Origin of the sequence: Marinobacter iranensis, from assembly GCF_029207565.1 — a bacterium.
Taxonomy (GTDB): Bacteria; Pseudomonadota; Gammaproteobacteria; order Pseudomonadales; family Oleiphilaceae; genus Marinobacter; species Marinobacter iranensis.
On sequence record NZ_JANCMW010000002.1, the window covers coordinates 617,585 to 635,953 of the forward strand.

Here is an 18,369-nt window from a genome sequence, read left to right on the forward strand (position 1 = left end):
ACATCCATGTGCGCTTGGGGTCGGCCATCCATGGCCTCCCACATTCCGGGGAGAGAATCCCCCCACCGCCTCGTTTAAATTTTGGTGATGGCCGTCTTTGTACGACCACGGCCCTCGATCTGGCGTTAAAAACTGTCTCCGTTGAAAGCAATGCTGGAGACAAAACCTCTATCCCGCCTATTTCGAGAAGCCCTCACCAGATGCGAAGCGGTGGTGAGGGACCCCCTTCATGGACTGTGGGAGGCCAAGGATGGCCGACCCCAAGCGCACACGGACGTGCTTGTAGCGTGTCCATGAAGGGGGTCCCTCAGCGCCGCCACCCCCATCAGTAGCGGGCTAACCCAAGTCAAACGAACCCTTAAATACCAGCGGCATCCTTGAGAAGAGCCGCCCGGTCCGTCTTCTCCCATGGGAACGAGGTAAACGTCTTACCGCCAACCGTCATCTCCGCCGGCTCGCGACCGAAGTGGCCATAGGCCGCGGTTGCCCGGTACATCGGGTGCAGCAGGTCCAGCATGTTGGTGATTGCGTACGGCCGCAGGTCGAAATGCTCGCGAACCAGTTTGATGATCTTGTCGTCGCTGATCTTGCCGGTGCCGAAGGTGTTTAAAGAGATCGACGTTGGCTGCGCCACACCGATGGCGTAGGACACCTGAATCTCGCACTTCTCCGCCAGGCCGGCGGCAACAATGTTCTTGGCCACATAACGGCCGGCGTAGGCCGCGGAGCGGTCCACCTTGGACGGGTCCTTGCCGGAGAAAGCGCCGCCGCCATGGCGGGCCATGCCGCCGTAGGTGTCGACGATGATCTTACGGCCGGTCAGGCCACAGTCGCCTACCGGGCCGCCGATCACGAACTTGCCGGTCGGGTTGATGTGGAACTGGGTGTCTTTATGCAGCAGTTCCTCCGGCAGCGCGTGCTTAACGATCAGCTCCATCACGGCTTCTTTCAGGTCTGCCTGGGTGACGTCTTCGTCGTGCTGGGTGGACAGCACCACGGCATCGATGCCGGTTACCTTGCCGTTTTCGTAGCGGCAGGTGACCTGGCTTTTCGCGTCGGGGCGCAGCCATGGCAGCAGGCCGCTCTTGCGGGCTTCGGCCTGGCGCTGGACGAGGCGGTGCGAGAAGGTGATGGGGGCCGGCATCAGCACGTCGGTTTCGTTGCTGGCGTAGCCGAACATCAAGCCCTGGTCGCCGGCGCCCTGGTCTTCCGGCTTCTTGCGGTCGACGCCCTGGGCGATGTCCACGGATTGCTTGCCGATGATGTTAATGATGCCGCAGGTGTCGCCGTCGTAGCCCACATTGGAAGAGGTGTAGCCGATGTCCTTGATCACCTCACGGACCAGGTCTTCCAGGTCAACCCAGGAGCTGGTGGTGATTTCCCCGCCGATAATGGCAACGCCGGTTTTTACCATGGTTTCACAGGCAACCCGTGCATGGGGGTCGTCCACGAGGATGGCGTCGAGTACGGCATCGGAAATCTGGTCTGCCAGTTTGTCAGGGTGGCCTTCAGAGACCGATTCGGAGGTAAAGACGCTGTAATCAGACATAGGGTTGCTCCTCTGTGAGCGTTGCAAATTCGGGCCGGCGTTGGGACTTTGGTTTTTGCCGGCTGTGTTGATGTCGGTATCGTAAATCAGTTTTCTGAGCCTGCATAATTCTATATCAAAAAAAATTGATACAGTTTTAATTTCTGTCCTCAGGTGGCCTCTGAGTTCTTCCAGAATTCTCTTACCTGCACCTGGAATCCGTTGCGCAGGCCGATAAACAGTGACTCGCCGGCGACCAGGCCTGCATCGGCGGCCCAACTGGTGAGTTCTTCCGGCTCGAAGCCCAGCCACAGGTCACCACAGGCTTCCTTCGCCCAGTCCTGGTCATGGCTGCATAGGTCGCTGATGACCAGGCAGCCACCCGTCTTCATCAGGGCTGACGCGTCCAGGAAAATGTCCGCAGGGCTGGGGACGTGATGCAGCACCATGTTGGCCACCACCAAGTCGAAATCGTCGCCCCGGGCCAGCAGGTTATCGGTAACGCCTTCAATCAGGTCGACGTTGTTCAGGCGCTCGTCGATGCAGGTGCGTGTGGCCTTGGCGAGCATGTCGCGGGAGTTATCAAGTGCTACTACGTGCTCGCAGATCTTCGACAGCACCGGCAGGAACGCGCCCTCGCCGGGACCGATTTCCAGGGCGGTTTTCCAGTCGTGCCGGGTGGAGCGATTGCGGATCAGGTTTGCCACGGGCTCGGCGTACAACTCAAAGGCGGCAATCAGTTCCTGCTGCTCGCGGAATTTCTCCGCGTAGCGGGCAAAAAAGGCCTGGGACTGGTCAGCGCGCTGGTTGCGGATGGCCTCGATTTTTCCCTGCAGGTGCTCCGGCAGAGGGATGCGGTCGACGGTTTCAAACACCTGACGGATGGTCTGGTCCGTTAGCTTGTCGCTTTCCAAGTTCAGGGGGCGACGATAGAAGATGGCGTTGCCCTCGCGCTGGGGCTCCAGCAGCCCGGCCTTGTGCATCACTTTCAAATGGTGGCTCATGCCGGACTGGCGCATATCGAACAGTTGGCTGAGCTCCAGCACGCCGAAGGTGTCGCGGCGTAACACACGCAGGATCTCCAGGCGCAACGGGTCGCCGCTCGCCTTGAAGATCGGTGCCAGGGCGTCCACGGAGGACAGGTCGTTTGCGTGCGTGGTCATGGATGTCATAGGAGGAAAGTTTAGGGATGTCCGGCCGGTCAATCAATATCTATATCAAAATAAATTGATATAGCGTTAGATCTGTTTGATAAATCAGCCAAAATTTCAGTACAAAAAAGCCGGCATTAAAATGAGCCATAAAAAGCGCGACGCCGATTTGCCCCGATGGTCACTAATCGGCGAAAATACGCGCCTTCTTTTTATCAGTTCACCTTTGCCGACCAAAAACTGGAGAAACGTCAATGCCGTCTCGCACAGATCTCGCCAACGCCATTCGCGCGCTGAGCATGGATGCGGTTCAGAAAGCCAAATCCGGCCACCCGGGCGCCCCCATGGGTATGGCGGACATCGCCGAGGTCCTCTGGAATGATTTCCTCAGCCATAACCCGGCCAACCCCAAATGGGCCAACCGCGACCGTTTTGTGCTGTCCAACGGCCATGGCTCCATGCTGCAGTATTCCCTGCTGCACCTGAGCGGCTATGACGTCTCCATTGACGACATCAAGAACTTCCGCCAACTGCATTCCAAAACGCCCGGGCACCCGGAGTATGGCTATACGCCAGGCATTGAGACCACCACCGGCCCGCTGGGGCAGGGCATTGCCAATGCGGTGGGGTTTGCGCTGGCGGAGAAAACCCTGGCGGAACAGTTCAACCGTCCGGGCCACAATATTGTTGATCACTACACCTACGCCTTCCTGGGCGATGGCTGCCTGATGGAAGGCATCTCCCACGAAGTGTCTTCCCTGGCGGGCACACTGGGCCTGGGCAAGTTGATCATGTTCTATGACGACAACGGCATTTCCATCGACGGTGAAGTGGACGGCTGGTTTACCGACGACACCCCCAAGCGTTTCGAATCCTACGGCTGGCAGGTCATTCCCGCGATCGACGGTCATGACCCTGAAGCGGTCCGCAGCGCCATCGAAGCGGCCCGGGCCAACACCACCCAGCCGACCCTGATCTGCTGCAAGACCATTATCGGTTTCGGTTCCCCCAACAAGCAGGGCACTGAAGCCTGTCACGGCGCTGCGCTTGGCGAAGACGAAGTCGCCCTGACCCGTGAAAAGCTGGGCTGGAACCACGGTGCCTTCGAGATTCCTTCGGAAATCTATGGCGCCTGGGATGCCCGCGAGAAGGGCGCAGCCGCGCAGGCCGAGTGGGAGCAGGCTTTCGCTTCCTACGAGAAGGCCGAGCCGGAATTGGCGGTTGAGCTTAAGCGCCGCATGGCCGGTGAATTGCCGGCGGACTTTTCCGAAAAGGCCCAGGCCTATATCCAGGAATGTCAGGAAAAGGGCGAGACAATTGCCAGCCGCAAGGCTTCCCAGAACACCCTGAACGCCTTCGGCCCGTTGCTGCCGGAACTGCTGGGCGGCTCCGCCGACCTGGCCGGCTCCAACCTCACCATCTGGAATGGCAGCAAGCCGCTGACCAAAGAGGATGCCAGCGGTAACTACGTTTACTACGGTGTTCGCGAGTTCGGTATGGCTGCCATCATGAACGGCGTTGCCCTGCACGGTGGCTTCGTGCCCTACGGCGCCACCTTCCTGATCTTTATGGAGTACTGCCGCAACGCCGTGCGCATGGCCGCGTTGATGAAACAGCGCTCCATCTATGTGTTCACCCACGACTCCATCGGCCTGGGTGAAGACGGCCCCACGCACCAGCCCATCGAGCAGTTGGCCAGCCTGCGCACCACGCCGAACATGAGCACCTGGCGCCCGGCGGATGCCGTGGAATCAGCGGTGGCCTGGAAATCGGCCCTCGAACGCACCGACGGCCCCACCGCCCTGGTGTTCTCCCGTCAGGGCCTGCCGCACCAGCAGCGCGATGCAGCGCAGTTGGCCAACATCGCCAAGGGCGGTTACATCCTGTCTGACAGCGAAGGTACACCGGACCTGATTCTCATCGCCACCGGCGGGGAAGTGGGACTGGCCCAGGACGCCGCAGAGGCGTTGCGCGAGACCGGCAACAAGGTCCGCGTGGTGTCCATGCCGTCCACCAACACCTTTGACGCCCAGAGCGCTGCCTACAAGCAGGAAGTGCTGCCGCTGGAAGTGACCAACCGCGTTGCCATTGAGGCCGCCATTGAAGACTACTGGTACAAGTACGTTGGCCTGGACGGCCGCGTGGTGGGCATGAGCACCTTCGGTGAATCCGCGCCAGCGGGCGAGCTCTTCAAGGAGTTCGGCTTTACCGTCGACAACGTACTCGCCGTGGCCGGGGAGTTGCTGGAAGCCTGATGAACACTGCCGCACCGTATCGCATCGCCATCAATGGATACGGCCGTATCGGCCAGTGTGTCCTGCGTGCACTTTACGAGAACCGTTTTCGCGATCATCTGCAGGTGGTCGCGATTAACGAACTGGCGGATATCGACACCATTGCGCACCTGACCCGCTATGACTCCACCCATGGACGATTCCAGGGTGACATTTCCGTTGAGGGCGACTCGCTGCTGGTTAATGGTGACCGAATCCGGGTGCTCCGCCATGCGGATGCCTCGGATTTGCCCTGGGGTGAACTGGGCGTGGACCTGGTATTGGAATGTTCCGGGGCCTTCAGCGACCGGGCGACCGCGGAGCAGCACCTGAAGGCCGGTGCTGCGCGGCTGCTGTTTTCACAGCCAGCGGAGTCCGATGTAGACCGTACGGTGGTTTACGGTGTAAACCAGGACCAACTGACCGCAGCGGACCGTATCGTGGCGGCGGCGTCTTGCACCACCAACTGTCTGGTACCGGTTATTCAGGTTCTCGACGACGCGCTGGGTGTGGAACAGGGCACCACCACCACCATCCACGCCGCGATGAACGACCAGCCGGTGATCGACGCCTACCATCACCAGGACCTGCGCCGCACCCGCAGCGCTCTGCACAACATCGTTCCCGTGGACACTGGCCTGGCCAAAGGCATTGAGCGCCTGCTTCCCCATATGGAAGGCAGGTTCAGCTCCGTGGCCATGCGCGTGCCCACGATGAACGTGTCGGCCATCGATATGGTGGTGAACGTGCGCGAAAACACCTCGGTGGAGGCGGTGAATAACCTATTAAAAAGCGCCGCCCACGGCCCGTTGAAACACATTCTGGGCTACACCGACGAGCTTCTGGCCAGCTCCGATTTTAACCACGACGCCCACTCCGGCATCGTGGACGGAGGCCAGACGCGTGTAACCGGCGGCACCATGGTAAAGGTGCTTTGCTGGTTTGATAACGAGTGGGGGTTCGCAAATCGGATGCTGGACGTCAGCCATTGCTGGTTGAAGAAATCCGGTGGCTGATTGTCGGATTTCACTTCGTTCTATCCGACCTACGGTTCACTACCTGTAGGTCGGATTAGGCGAAGCCGTAATCCGACACCCAGACCCGATTCAAGTGCACAAGATCCGAACAAGGGAAGAATGTAATGACTATCAAACGAATGACCGATCTGGACCTCGCAGGTAAGCGGGTACTGATTCGCGAAGACCTCAACGTACCGGTAAAGAACGGCGAAGTATCCAGCGACGCCCGCATCCGCGCATCACTGCCCACCATCAAGGCCGCCAGAGACGCCGGCGGCCGGGTGATGCTGATGTCACACCTCGGCCGCCCGGAAGAAGGCGTTTACGACGAAGCCTCCTCCATGAAGCCGGTCGCTGAACACCTCGGTAAACTGCTGGGCCAGGACGTACGACTGATCACCGATTACCTGGACGGCGTTGAAGTGGCCGACGGCGAAGTGGTGCTGTTTGAAAACGTCCGCTTTAACAAGGGCGAAAAGAAAGACGACGAAGAACTCTCGAAAAAGTACGCCGCCCTGTGCGATGTATACGTCATGGACGCCTTCGGCACTGCCCACCGCGCCCAGGCCTCCACCCATGGCGTCGCCCGCTTCGCCCCTGAAGCCTGCGCAGGCCCGCTGCTGGCGGCGGAACTGGAAGCCCTCGGCAAAGCCCTGGATAACCCGGCCAAACCGGTAGTGGCCATCGTCGGCGGTTCCAAAGTATCCACCAAGCTGGACGTACTCAACGCCCTTGAAAAAGTCTGCGACTCCATCATCGTCGGTGGCGGCATCGCCAACACCTTCCTGGCCGCTGCCGGCCACCCGGTGGGCAAATCCCTGTGCGAACACGACCTGATCGACACCGCCCGGGAAATCGCCTCCCGTGTTGAAATCCCGCTGCCGGTGGATGTCGTGGTTGCCAGCGAATTCGCGGAGACTGCCGAAGCCACCGTCAAGAACATCGACGACGTGACTGACGAGGACATGATCCTCGACGTCGGCCCGGAAACCGCCTCCAAATTCGCAGACCTGCTGAAGTCCTCCAAAACCATCCTGTGGAACGGCCCGGTGGGCGTATTCGAATTCGACCAGTTCGGCAACGGCACCCAGTCACTGGCGAAAGCGATTGCCGAAAGCGACGCCTTCTCCCTGGCTGGCGGTGGTGATACCGTTGCTGCCGTTGACAAGTACGGTGTGAGTGACAAAATTTCGTACATTTCCACCGGCGGCGGTGCTTTCCTGGAATTCGTGGAAGGTAAAACCCTACCGGCAGTCGCCGTACTGGAAGAACGCGGCGCATAGCAAACAGTTGAATCGCGAGGAGGGCCGGTAAGCCCGTTTTCGGAACCGTCAAAAACATGGATGTTTTTGTCGAGCGTACATGGACGTATTCACAGCGTGTTCCGAAAACGGGCTTACCGGCCCTCCGTAGCAGACTCCAAGCCAAGAAGTCTGCCAAAGACATTTAATAAACCAAGGAGACAACCCCAATGGCCCTGATTTCGATGCGGCAACTGCTGGATCACGCCGCTGAGCACGGCTACGGCGTGCCGGCCTACAACGTGAACAACCTGGAGCAGATGCGCGCCATCATGGAAGCGGCTGACAAAACCGACTCCCCGGTGATTGTCCAGGCCTCCGCAGGCGCAAGGAAATACGCTGGCGCTCCCTTCCTTCGCCATTTGATTCTCGCGGCCATTGAAGAGTTTCCGCACATCCCTGTGGTCATGCACCAGGATCACGGCACCAGCCCATCCGTGTGCCAGCGCTCCATCCAGTTGGGCTTCAGCTCCGTGATGATGGATGGTTCCCTGGGTGAAGACGGCAAAACCCCGACCGACTACGAATACAACGTCGACGTCACCCGCCGTACCGTAGAAATGGCCCATGCCTGTGGCGTATCTGTAGAAGGCGAGCTGGGCTGCCTCGGCTCTCTGGAAACCGGCCAGGCCGGTGAAGAGGACGGCATTGGTGCCGAAGGCACCCTGGACCACAGCCAGATGCTGACCGATCCCGAAGAAGCCGCGGATTTCGTCCAGAAAACCCACGTGGACGCCCTGGCCATCGCCATCGGCACCAGCCACGGCGCCTACAAGTTCACCCGTCCGCCGACCGGTGACATCCTGGCCATCGACCAGATCAAAGCCATCCACGCCCGCATCCCGGACACCCACCTGGTCATGCACGGCTCCAGCTCTGTACCCCAGGAGTGGCTTAAGATCATCAACGAATACGGCGGTGAGATTCCGGAAACCTACGGTGTACCGGTTGAAGAAATCGTTGAAGGCATCAAACACGGCGTTCGCAAGGTCAACATCGACACCGACCTGCGCCTGGCCAGCACTGGTGCAACCCGCCGCTTCCTGGCCCAGAACCCGGCCGAATTCGACCCCCGCAAGTTCCTGAAGGAAACCATGAAGGCGATGACTGAAGTCTGCGTTGCCCGCTATGAAGCCTTCGGAACCGCCGGAAACGCCAGCAAGATCAAACCGGTTAACCTTGAACGCATGTTTGAGCGTTATGCCTCTGGTGAGCTGGATCCGAAGGTTAGGTAAGCTTTGGAGTTTGCCTCTCCTTTGTAGCCTGCTGGCCTGGCGGGCTTGCACTGGTGGGAGGGACGGCCCAGAAAACGCCCGTAAATACGTCCATGTAGGGCTTGGTCGCGCCATCCCTGGCGCTCCACATTTCTGAGCAGTCCCTCCCACCAGTGCTTGAGATACCTCGGTGATATCGCATATCGCCATCTCAGATACTTGCAGAGCCAGAAATATCTGAAGGTTCAGAACAAGCGAAGGCGATGCTCTCTTCCGGGAACGTCAAAAACATGGATGTTTTTGTCGAGCGTACATGGATGTATTTACAGCGTGTCCCGGAAGAGAGCCCCGCCTTCGCGCTACCCGCACCACCCAAAGGCTAGGTGCCCAGATTGACCCCCCGGACCACAGCCAACAACTGATGCGTATCAATTCTGAGACACCCCCACCTTGTAATTTCCCCTCACTCATCAAATATAGTGGTAACAACCGGGCAAAAAATGCCCAGCCATCCAAACAGGTGTGAGGAAAAGAATGGACTTCAAAGACTATTACGCCGTACTCGGTGTGAGCGAGTCTGCCTCCCCCGAGGACATCAAAAAGGCCTATCGCAAGCTGGCCCGGAAATACCATCCGGATGTCAGCAAGGAAGAGAACGCCTCCGACAAGTTCAAAGACGTCGGCGAGGCCTATGAAGTATTGAAAGACCCCGAAAAACGGGCCGAATACGACGAACTGAAGAAGTACGGTGCCCGGAAAGACGGGTCGTTCCAGCCGCCTCCCGGATGGCAGAGTGCATCTGGCTTTGGGGGTGGTGGATACACCGAGGCCGATGCGGGGCAGTTCAGTGACTTCTTTGAGGAAATCTTCGGCGGAGGCCGCCGCGCAGGCGCAGGTTTTGGTTCGGGCTTTGGGGGTGGCTTTGGTGGCGCGCGCCACTCCATGCGCATGCGGGGTGAAGACGTTCACGCCCGGCTGGCATTGTTCCTGGAAGAGGCCTTCCACGGTTGCGAGAAGCAGGTGTCGTTCAACGTTCATGAACCGGACGCCAGCGGCCGGGTAGTACCACGCCAGAAAACCCTGAACGTGAAAATTCCCGCTGGCATGAAAGAAGGGCAGCATATCCGCCTGAAAGGTCAGGGCGCTCCGGGTGTTGGTGGCGCGGAGAATGGCGACCTGTTTATCGAGGTGGAATACGCACCACACCCCCTGTTCACGGTCGAAGGCCGGGATATACTGATCACGGTTCCCATCGCACCCTGGGAAGCCGCCCTCGGTGCCTCGGTCAATGTTCCGACAGTGGGCTCCAAGGTGAACCTGAAAGTGCCCAAGGGCTCTTCCAGCGGTCGTAAACTACGGCTCAAAGGTAAGGGGTTGCCCGGTAAGCATCCTGGCGACCAGCTAGTGGTGTTGCAGATCGTAATGCCCGAACAGCACTCTGAAGAAGCCGAGGAACTCTACAAGCAGTTGGCCGAAGCTGAAAAGGGATTCAATCCACGCAGCAAGTTGCACGTGTAAGCGGGAGATGAAGAATGGCTGACAAAGACCGCATTCTGAGTGTCGAACTGGTGGAGCCAACCGCTACGTTTACCTTGCGGGAGGTCTGCGAGCGTGGGGATTGCCATGCGGAGTTCGTTATCAAGCTGGTGAACTTCGGCGTGATCGCCCCGGTAGAGGAATCTCCGGAAGCGCGCCAATGGCAATTCGATCTCGAAGCCCTGGCCCGTCTGCGCAAGGCTCAGCGTCTGCAGCGCGATCTGAAAATGAACCTGCCGGGCCTCGCCATGTCCCTGGAGCTCCTAGATGAGGTCCAGGAAATGCGACGTGAAGTCGATCGTCTAAACCGACAACTCCGGCAGTTTTTAGGCGAACCATAGTCAGAAGGTTGGCTGGCATACCCCTGTTCAAAACCGTGGAGCGCCAGGGATGGCGCGACCGAGCCCTACATGGACGTATTTACGGGCGTGTTTTGAACAGGGGTATGCCAGCCAACCCACCTGCCAGGCTAAAAACCTACTCCTTCTCTAATTTCTGCAGTTCCGCGTAAATCTTTTCCGCTTCTTCCATCAGTGTGCCATGGGTGCGCAGGTCGCCGTTGCGCTGGGCGTGCAACGCCTTCTGAAGCTTCGCCTCATATTCCTTTTGTAGCTTTTTCTTCGGATCGCCCTTCAAAAATCCCAACATTGTTTCTCACCTGTTTTCATTCGTGTGTTCAGAAGCTTACGCCTGATAGACCGGAAAGTTCACAAAAACTTCATGTTCGAAAACTGGACAACAGTAAAGAATGGGAATAAATTCCCAATTACAAATTTGGGAAAATAATCCCAATATAAAAAGTGGTACCAGCCGGCTGCGCCCCGTTGCCGGGTCTACGGAAAGAACAGGAAGGAGAAGAACGATGAAGCGCAATCCTTTGGCAGCAGCAATCAAACTCGCCATAACCGGTGCAATTGCGAGCTCCCTGGTGGCCTGTGGCGGTGGTGGTTCGGGGTCGTCCGCCAGTGACTCCACGTCTTCCGGCACCAGTGTTGGTGCGGTCACCGGCTTTGGCAGTGTGTATGTCAATGGCACCCGTTTTGAAACCAGTGGCAGTGTCGACAGCGATGACGGGATAGAGCGGGAGGATCAGCTTGAGAAAGGCATGATACTCAGGGTCGAGGGCGACTGGGACGACCGTGGCGAGGGCCGGGCAGACCGGGTCCACTACGACGATACACTGCGAGGACCGATCTCCGGCATGAGCTGGGACGACGTCGCGCGCACCGGAACCCTCACCATGCTTGGCCAGAATATTGAACTGGATGGCAGGACGGTCTTTCATGGTGCCACGCCTACCGCAATTGCGAGCAACCCGGGAGGCTATCGGGTACGCGTCAGTGCCTGGCGGCTGGAAGATGGCAGTTTCCGCGCCAGTTATGTGGGTGCCCGTGCCATCGGGGTGGATTTTGACGATGACAACGAAGTGGAAATCGAAGGCGTCGTCGCCAACCTGGACACAAGCGCGGAAACCTTCACCATCAACGGCTTCCAGATCGACTACACAAGCGCTCAAGGAGACGATGACTTCTCCCTGGACGACCTTGCCGATGGCATTGTGGTTGAAGTGGAAGGGCGTCTCAGCGGCGGCATCATCATCGCTGAAGAAATCGAGGACAAGGACGACCGGTTCGACGACGATGACGATGTCGAGATTTCAGGCAGCGTCTACGACTACGATGCCTCAAACCGTCGGTTTTCCCTCAATGGCATACCGGTGCAGATAAACGGCGGCACCGAGTTTGATGATATCCGCGAAAGCAGCCTGGCCGATGGTCTGTTTGTCAAAGTTGAAGGCGACTTCCGCAACGGTGTCCTGGTGGCTGAGGACATTGAGGGCCGCGAGTCGGATGCCGAACTGGACGGCCGTATCGAATCCATCGATCTCGGCAATGAATCCCTGATCGTAAGCGGTGTGCGCGTGCAACTCACGGTCAACAGCCTGATTGAGGACGACGATGACGGTGATCGCCGAAGCAGGGTCCAGGATATCGAGAGCCTGAGAGTCGGTGATTACCTGGAGATTGAAGGCCGCCAGCGTAACACCGATGGAGGCTTCCTCGAGGCATTCCGCATCGAACGTGAAGACGACGATGATGATGACGATTATGAACTTGAAGCGAGGGTGAACGCCGTTGGTTCAGATTCCATCACCATCATGAACCTCGAGATCCTTCTGAATGGATACAGCCTTTCTGGCGCGCGGGTTGGCGACAACGTTGAAGTCGGGTATCGCCAAACCGGCGGCGGTCAGTACGAGTTGACAGATGATGTCGAAGTCGAAGACGACGATGATGACTGATCAATAGACGGTCGTGCCGGGTCGGCTGGCGCCGGCCTGGCATTCTGGCTTTTGATGTCGCTATGGGAATACAATCCCAAACATGAAAAATTCCAACACCAATCCCCTGCATCGGGCGCTGTATCGCATTCTGCGCCCCATGGCACGCCTGCTGCTCCGCAACGGTATTCCGTTTGCTGAGTTCGCGGAGCTCGTTAAGCGCGCCTATGTGGATGCCGCCATGGAAGACTTCTCCGACCAACGCAAGAAGCCTACGGATTCCCGCGCAGCGGTGATGACGGGCCTCACCCGCAAGGAAGTGAAGAAACAGCGGGAAATCCTGGCGGGGGAGCACCACGGAACGGCTGGCAAAAGGCAGGAAAACCGGGCGTCCCGGGTGGTTTCGGGCTGGGTTCATGACCCGGCCTTCCAGACCAGCGAAGGCGAGCCGGTGGATTTGCCATTCGACGGCCCGCTCAGCTTCAGCGAGCTGGTCAGGCGCTACAGCGGCGATATGACGCCGCGAGCAGTGCTGGAAGAGTTGGAGCGGGTAGGTGTTGTGGCATCCGGGGATTCAGGAGAGCTGGTATTGCGCCAAAGGGCCTATGTCCCTGCGGGTGATAGCGAAGAAATGCTCCAGATCTTCGGTGAGGACGTATCAGATCTTATAGCGACCATTGATCACAATCTCGTGAGGAGGGAGGAAAACAGTCAGCCCCTGTTTCAGAGAACACTGGTGTACAACAACATACCCCCGGAAGTCATGGTGCGCTGGCGCCAATACGCAGCGCAGCAGTCCCAGACGATGTTGGAACAGCTCGATAAGTGGCTGGGCCCCCATGACCGGGACATTGCCAGCCACGGCAAAGGCAAGACCACGGGGGATGCGGTACGAACCGGAGTGGGTATTTTTTACTTTGAAGACCCGGTTCAGCCAGACGTCAATGGAGAACAGAAATGACAAATCCGGGAGTCTGTTCGCGAACCGAGCATTGCTGGCAGTTAACCGAGCTGGTGAGAACGCTTTTATCCGCCAGTGCCAGGGAGGTGGTCTGGCACTGGATCAGCAGCAAACGGTTTCTGGACGCCAATAACGAGCCAACACTGCTGCCCATGGCCGGTTCGGAAGAAGCAGGGTTTATTAACCTTGTTGGCCAGGTGAGTCGCGATCTGGCGCCGGCTGTGGTTTTTAACGAACTGCTTCGCAAGGGCATCGTGGAACAGCATGAAAGCGGCTGCCTGTTACTACGCCGCAGCGCCTATGTACCCGGATTGCCATACGAGGGTGATACGTTCTCCGTAGCGGAAGAACGGGGGAAGTACGGCAGGACCCCACGCAGACGTCGTAACGATTTCCTGTAAAAAACTGTTGGCCACTTTGCCGGCCAGGGAGAAACACGAATGAATCCAAAATCCATCCAATCACCTACCCGTCTTTCGTTGAGCACACTGGCCATGGGAGTTCTCGCTGCCTGTGGAGGCGCTGGCAGCGGCGGCATTGATATTGCGGATGGTGGTATTCGTGGTACGGGTTCCAGTGTGGGGCCGGTTTCCGGATTCGGAAGCGTGTTTGTTAATGGGGTTCGGTTTGATACCGGTGACCTGAATGGCCACGTCCAGAGCGATGACGGTATCGACTTTGAGGGCGACCTTGATGAAGGCATGATCCTTCGGATTGATGGTGAATGGCGGGATGATGGTCAGGGCACGGCTGATCTCGTCGAGTATGACGACACGCTGAGGGGGGAAATCATCGTTGCGGAGCCCTGGGATCCAGCAACCAAGACTGCCGCGTTCAACATATATGGGCTCGTTGTCCATATTGATAATCAAACTGTGATAAAAGGCAAAAGCGTTAATGATCTTGCAGACGATGATTTCGTTAGGGTCAGCGCCTGGAGGTTACCGAACGGAGAGTTCCGGGCGAGCCTGGTTCGGGTCCGACCTGATTCGTCATCTGTAACGTTTGATTCAGAAAACGAGATCGAAGTTGAAGGCAGGATAAGTAACTTCGATCCCGATATGTGCACATTCACAATTGGAAGTATTACCGTTGAGTGTGATCCCGAAGACACGACATTTGAGGGCATCGACATCTCCGAGCTTGCCAGTAATCCGTTTGTTGAGGTTGAAGGCAACTTTAACGGTAATGTGCTGTGGGCCCGCGAAATTGAGGAGGACGATCTCCGCAGGTACCGCAAGGGCGATGACGACGACATCGAATTCGCCGGTCCGGTGAGTGCCGCGTTCGATCCATCTGAGAATACTTTTGAGATCAACGGTCTGACTATTCGCATAACCGGCGATACAGAGTTTGATGATGGCTTGTCCAGTTCGGACCTTGAACCCGATCTGCTCATTCAGGTTGAGGGCGCTTTCCTGGGGGATGGGACAGTAGAAGCCGAAGAGATTGCGTTGCGTGAAGGCGAGTCGGAAGTTGAAGGTCGTGTGGCGGTCAACAGTGTCAACTCCAGTGAGCAAACCCTCCGTATTGGTGGTGTCCTGGTTCAGGTGACACCTCTGACGGCTATCGTTGGCGAGGATGATCGAAACGTTGATTTCCTGGACCTGGGTGGTCCTGAAGAGGTTGAAGTCAGCGGTATCGAGCGAACCACTACTGAGGGTGATATCTACCTTGAAGCGTTCAAAGTCCAGGTTGATGAGGAAAATGCTGATGGCGGATTTGAACTGGTTGGTCGCTTGAGAAGCATCGACCTTTTTGCCATTAACGTGTTGGGTGTGAGTATCGACATTAATGCCGGGACGGAGTTTGATGATACCACTTATGACAACTTGCAAGACCGAGTGGACAACGGGGAACGCCCTCTTATCGAGGTGGAATATGAGGAGCCCAGTAATGGAAACTTCCTGGCCGAAGAAATCGAACTCGAAGAAGACGACGATGATTAATCACCGACTCTAGCTCAACCGCAGCCGGGCGCCCGCGAGGGCTCCCGGCGCTATCACCCACAATAGCTGCGAAGCGACCCATTTCCCGAAATTTCACCCTTCCATTACAAAATCGGTACATAAACACGTCACTCCTTGGTCCGGGTTATGCTCTATAGTCAACCATAGGCATGGCCGGGCAGGCAGAGTCCCGCCCCGGGATGTGTGATACACATGTGTTGACGGAGTCCGTATGGCCCCTCGTTTCCTGAAGGCACTGGTAACCAGCCGGTTGCTGAGACCTGTTTTCCTGATACTGATCATCGCTGGGGTGGTACAGGTAGTGATGAGCCAGTGGCTGATTTCGAACCAGGTGGAAGGCCTGGTGGATACCGCCGGGTCCGCCCTTGAAGCCAGCAGTCGCGAAGTCAGTGAATCCTTTAGCGATACCCGCGAAGATGTCCGCAATCGCCTGCAGCTCATGCAGCAGAGGACCACCGAGGAACTGTCCGGTGAATTAACCCGTCAGCAAACCGCCCAGCAGGAACGGGTTGCCGAGAACGTCCGATCAGCCGTCATGTCCGAAGCCCAGGGATTGGCGGAAGTCATGGCCGCCGTGGCCGCGCCGCTGATCTGGGACCGGGACGTGCCCCGCCTGACCGATCTCATTGAACTGGCCGATGCGCGGGAGTCGGTTCTGTTTGCGGTCTACTACGACCAGTACGGGGAGCGACTGACCCGTTACGTCGACCGCACCGATGACCGGGTGCGCACCTTAATGGAGCAGGGCGAAGGCCGTGGTGCGGCAAATCGGGTCCTTGATGCGGCAAGCCGTGACCCGAACGTGGTCATTATCACCGCCGACATCAAACCCCAGGGCACCGCCATCGGTCAGCTTCGGATGGGGTTGTCCCTGGAGGGTATTAACCGGGATCTTGCCGCCCTTGAGGAAGAGTTCAGCGCAACCATTACCGGCAGCATCGACGCCCTGCGCCAGACCCTGGAAGCGGAAACCGGGCAGGTCAACCAGCGCCTGCAGCAACAGCTCGCCAGCATGGGGGCCGATACCCAGTCGCGGATTGACAACACCGTTGAAGCGCTGGACCGTGAAGCTGGCAGCCTGTCCTCCAACCTGTCGTTCCTTGCCATCGGTTCCGTTGTGATTCTGATTATCCTGGTGGCAGCGGTGCTTGGTGGTGGCCTGTTGCCCCGCGTGTTGCGGTTGAGTTCAGCCATTTGGGACATTGCCGATGGCGAGGCGGACCTGACTCGTCGGGTCTCCCTCAAGGGCCGCGACGAGCTGACGGAAATGGCCCGGGGCATGAATCAGTTCATCGCCCGCATCCAGGAGCTGGTGTCGGACGTCAAATCCTCCGCCGAATCGGCCGCCGACAAAGCCCGGGAACAGGGGCAGATCAGCCGCGATGCGGTATCGGCGGTCAATCGCCAGCAACAGGAGGTTGCCGAGGTGTCGGATACCATGTCAGCGATGTCCGGGAGCATCGCTGAGGTGGCCGACAGTATTCAGGAAGTGGCCGGTTCCGTTCGCAATGTGAACGCTGAGAGTGAAGCAACGGCTAAAATCTCACGCGAAGTGCGGGCCCGCCTGGACCAGGTGGTCACTCATGTTGAGCAGGCGGTAGCGGCGGTGAATGAGTTGAATAACCAGAGTACGGAAATCGATTCCGTGCTTTCGGTGATCGGGGCGATTGCGGAACAGACCAATCTCCTGGCGCTGAACGCCGCCATTGAAGCGGCGAGGGCCGGTGAGTCCGGGCGCGGGTTTGCAGTGGTTGCGGATGAAGTGCGTACCCTCGCCAGCCGAACCCAGAAATCCACTACCGAAATTCAGGGCATTATTGATCGTCTCCAACAGGGTAGCCGTCAGGCGGTGACCGTGATTGGCGAGGTCTCCGGGCAGGTGGCGGAATCCTCCGCCGAATTCCGTCGCGCCGATGAGCACTTTGACCAGATCAACCAACTGCTCGGTAGCCTTCAGAGCCGGGCACTGGAGATTTCGGCGGTTGCCGAAGAGCAGGGAAAGAATGCCAGTGAGGTCAGCGTCAGCGTTACCGATATTGCCCGCCTTTCCGGGGAAACCGTGGAAGCTATTGAGCGCTCCGACCAGGCCAGTGGGCATATCGGGGAAATGCTGGAAACCTTGCAGGGCAAGGCTTCCCATTTCCGGGTATAGGTTGCCTTCGGAGACTCTATTCGCAAAGCCGGGAACGGGCTTCCCGGTATTCGCTAACAAGCCGCCCCACCAGATCGCTGACGGTAACAACATCGGTGATCTGGCTCACGCCCTGGCCGGCGGACCAGACGGTTTTCCAGGCCTTGGCTTCGTCATCCACCGGCTTGAGTTTTTCGCCATAGTCGAGTTTGCCCACCTGGTTCAGTTTGTCCATGGGGTAGCCGGCTGCTTCCAGGCTTTGGCGCATGAAGTTCGCCGGAATGCCTGAAACCGCCGGTGTGTGGATGATGTCACCGGACACCGCTTCGATGATCATGTTCTGGTAGGCCGCCTCAGCCCGGGACTCGGTGGTGTTGATAAACCGCGTGCCCATGTAGCAAAGGTCTGCGCCCATGGCCAGGGCTGCCAGTATGTCCTCCCCCTTTGAAAGCCCGCCCGCGAGCAGGATGATCCCGTCAAACACCTCGCGGATTTCGTGCACCAGTACGAAGGGGTTGACGGTGCCGGCGTGGCCTCCCGCGCCCGCGGAAACCGCGATAATGCCGTCCACCCCTGCTTCTGCCGCTTTGCGTGCGTGCTTTTGGTTGGTGACGTCGTGGAACACCAGGCCGCCGTAACCATGCACGGCTTCAGTCACTTTGGTGGCGGCGCCAAGGGACGTGATCACAATCGGCACCTGGTGCTTTACACACAACTCCAGGTCGGCTTCCCAGCGGGGGTTGGTGCGGTGAACAATCAGGTTGACGGCGTAAGGCGCAACGGTCTGGTCCGGGTGGGTTTCCCGGAAGTCCTTCAGGCCCTCGTTCATCTGAATCACCCACTCTTCGAAGCCTTCGCTGGTGCGCTGGTTCAGGGCGGGGAAGCTGCCGACGATACCCTGTTTGCAGCAGGTAAGCGCCATCTCCGGGCCGGAGATCAGGAACATGGGGGCTGCCACCAGCGGGAGGCTTAGCGAGTTCTTCAGTGATTCGGGTAACGCCATG

At 58.3% G+C, this 18,369-nt stretch carries 15 protein-coding genes; 11 read left to right on the forward strand and 4 right to left on the reverse strand.

Annotation, left to right across the window (positions count from 1 at the left end; all coding sequences use genetic code 11):
* Positions 1-358: 358 nt before the first annotated feature.
* Both metK and NLU14_RS06100 read right to left on the reverse strand, forming a co-directional pair.
* Positions 359-1,549: a methionine adenosyltransferase gene (gene metK, locus NLU14_RS06095; protein WP_275705292.1), complete on the reverse strand. Its 1,191-nt coding sequence runs from the start codon at positions 1,547-1,549 to the stop codon at positions 359-361.
* A 149-nt stretch (positions 1,550-1,698) separates the two neighbouring features.
* Entirely contained in the window at positions 1,699-2,700 is a 1,002-nt protein-coding gene (locus tag NLU14_RS06100) for an ArsR/SmtB family transcription factor (protein ID WP_275705293.1), read from the reverse strand.
* A 233-nt stretch (positions 2,701-2,933) separates the two neighbouring features.
* Here NLU14_RS06100 and tkt point away from each other — a divergent pair, with 233 nt between their 5' ends.
* The 6 genes from tkt (at position 2,934) to NLU14_RS06130 (ending at position 10,363) form a co-directional block, all read left to right on the forward strand.
* Entirely contained in the window at positions 2,934-4,934 is a 2,001-nt protein-coding gene (gene tkt / locus NLU14_RS06105; protein ID WP_275705294.1) for a transketolase, read from the forward strand.
* Positions 4,934-5,968, forward strand: a complete 1,035-nt coding sequence (gap, locus tag NLU14_RS06110) for a type I glyceraldehyde-3-phosphate dehydrogenase (RefSeq protein ID WP_275705295.1) — start codon at positions 4,934-4,936, stop codon at positions 5,966-5,968. Before tkt ends, gap begins: the two co-directional genes overlap by 1 nt.
* Positions 5,969-6,093: 125 nt before the next feature.
* A complete protein-coding gene (locus tag NLU14_RS06115) occupies positions 6,094-7,254 on the forward strand; it encodes a phosphoglycerate kinase (RefSeq protein ID WP_275705296.1) in 1,161 nt (386 codons plus the stop codon).
* A 188-nt stretch (positions 7,255-7,442) separates the two neighbouring features.
* Entirely contained in the window at positions 7,443-8,507 is a 1,065-nt protein-coding gene (gene fba, locus NLU14_RS06120; protein ID WP_036209001.1) for a class II fructose-bisphosphate aldolase, read from the forward strand.
* Positions 8,508-9,020: 513 nt separating this feature from the next.
* Positions 9,021-10,004 (forward strand): DnaJ C-terminal domain-containing protein, encoded by a 984-nt coding sequence (locus NLU14_RS06125; RefSeq protein WP_275705297.1) that lies wholly within the window; start codon positions 9,021-9,023, stop codon positions 10,002-10,004.
* A 14-nt stretch (positions 10,005-10,018) separates the two neighbouring features.
* A complete protein-coding gene (locus tag NLU14_RS06130; RefSeq protein ID WP_275705298.1) occupies positions 10,019-10,363 on the forward strand; it encodes a chaperone modulator CbpM in 345 nt (114 codons plus the stop codon).
* A 136-nt stretch (positions 10,364-10,499) separates the two neighbouring features.
* On the opposite strand, the gene NLU14_RS06135 is transcribed toward NLU14_RS06130, so the two are convergent.
* Entirely contained in the window at positions 10,500-10,670 is a 171-nt protein-coding gene (locus tag NLU14_RS06135) for a DUF6435 family protein (RefSeq protein WP_275705299.1), read from the reverse strand.
* 214 nt (positions 10,671-10,884) lie between these two features.
* Here NLU14_RS06135 and NLU14_RS06140 point away from each other — a divergent pair, with 214 nt between their 5' ends.
* From NLU14_RS06140 to NLU14_RS06160, 5 genes are all read left to right on the forward strand, one after another.
* A complete protein-coding gene (locus NLU14_RS06140; RefSeq protein ID WP_275705300.1) occupies positions 10,885-12,324 on the forward strand; it encodes a DUF5666 domain-containing protein in 1,440 nt (479 codons plus the stop codon).
* Positions 12,325-12,406: 82 nt separating this feature from the next.
* Positions 12,407-13,264 (forward strand): DUF6502 family protein, encoded by an 858-nt coding sequence (locus NLU14_RS06145; protein WP_275705301.1) that lies wholly within the window; start codon positions 12,407-12,409, stop codon positions 13,262-13,264.
* Positions 13,261-13,665, forward strand: coding sequence for a hypothetical protein (locus tag NLU14_RS06150; protein ID WP_275705302.1), 405 nt, complete (start codon positions 13,261-13,263; stop codon positions 13,663-13,665). The genes NLU14_RS06145 and NLU14_RS06150 overlap by 4 nt, the downstream gene beginning before the upstream one ends.
* 39 nt (positions 13,666-13,704) lie before the next feature.
* On the forward strand, positions 13,705-15,213 hold the full coding sequence (locus tag NLU14_RS06155; protein WP_275705303.1) for a DUF5666 domain-containing protein: 1,509 nt from the start codon (positions 13,705-13,707) through the stop codon (positions 15,211-15,213).
* Positions 15,214-15,445: 232 nt separating this feature from the next.
* The gene (locus NLU14_RS06160) at positions 15,446-17,386 is read left to right on the forward strand and encodes a methyl-accepting chemotaxis protein (RefSeq protein ID WP_275705304.1); all 1,941 of its coding nucleotides are present in this window, start codon (positions 15,446-15,448) and stop codon (positions 17,384-17,386) included.
* A gap of 16 nt (positions 17,387-17,402) precedes the next feature.
* Here the strand turns inward: NLU14_RS06160 and NLU14_RS06165 are convergent, their stop codons facing one another.
* Positions 17,403-18,368, reverse strand: a complete 966-nt coding sequence (locus NLU14_RS06165) for an NAD(P)H-dependent flavin oxidoreductase (protein WP_275705305.1) — start codon at positions 18,366-18,368, stop codon at positions 17,403-17,405.
* Position 18,369 lies beyond the last annotated feature (1 nt).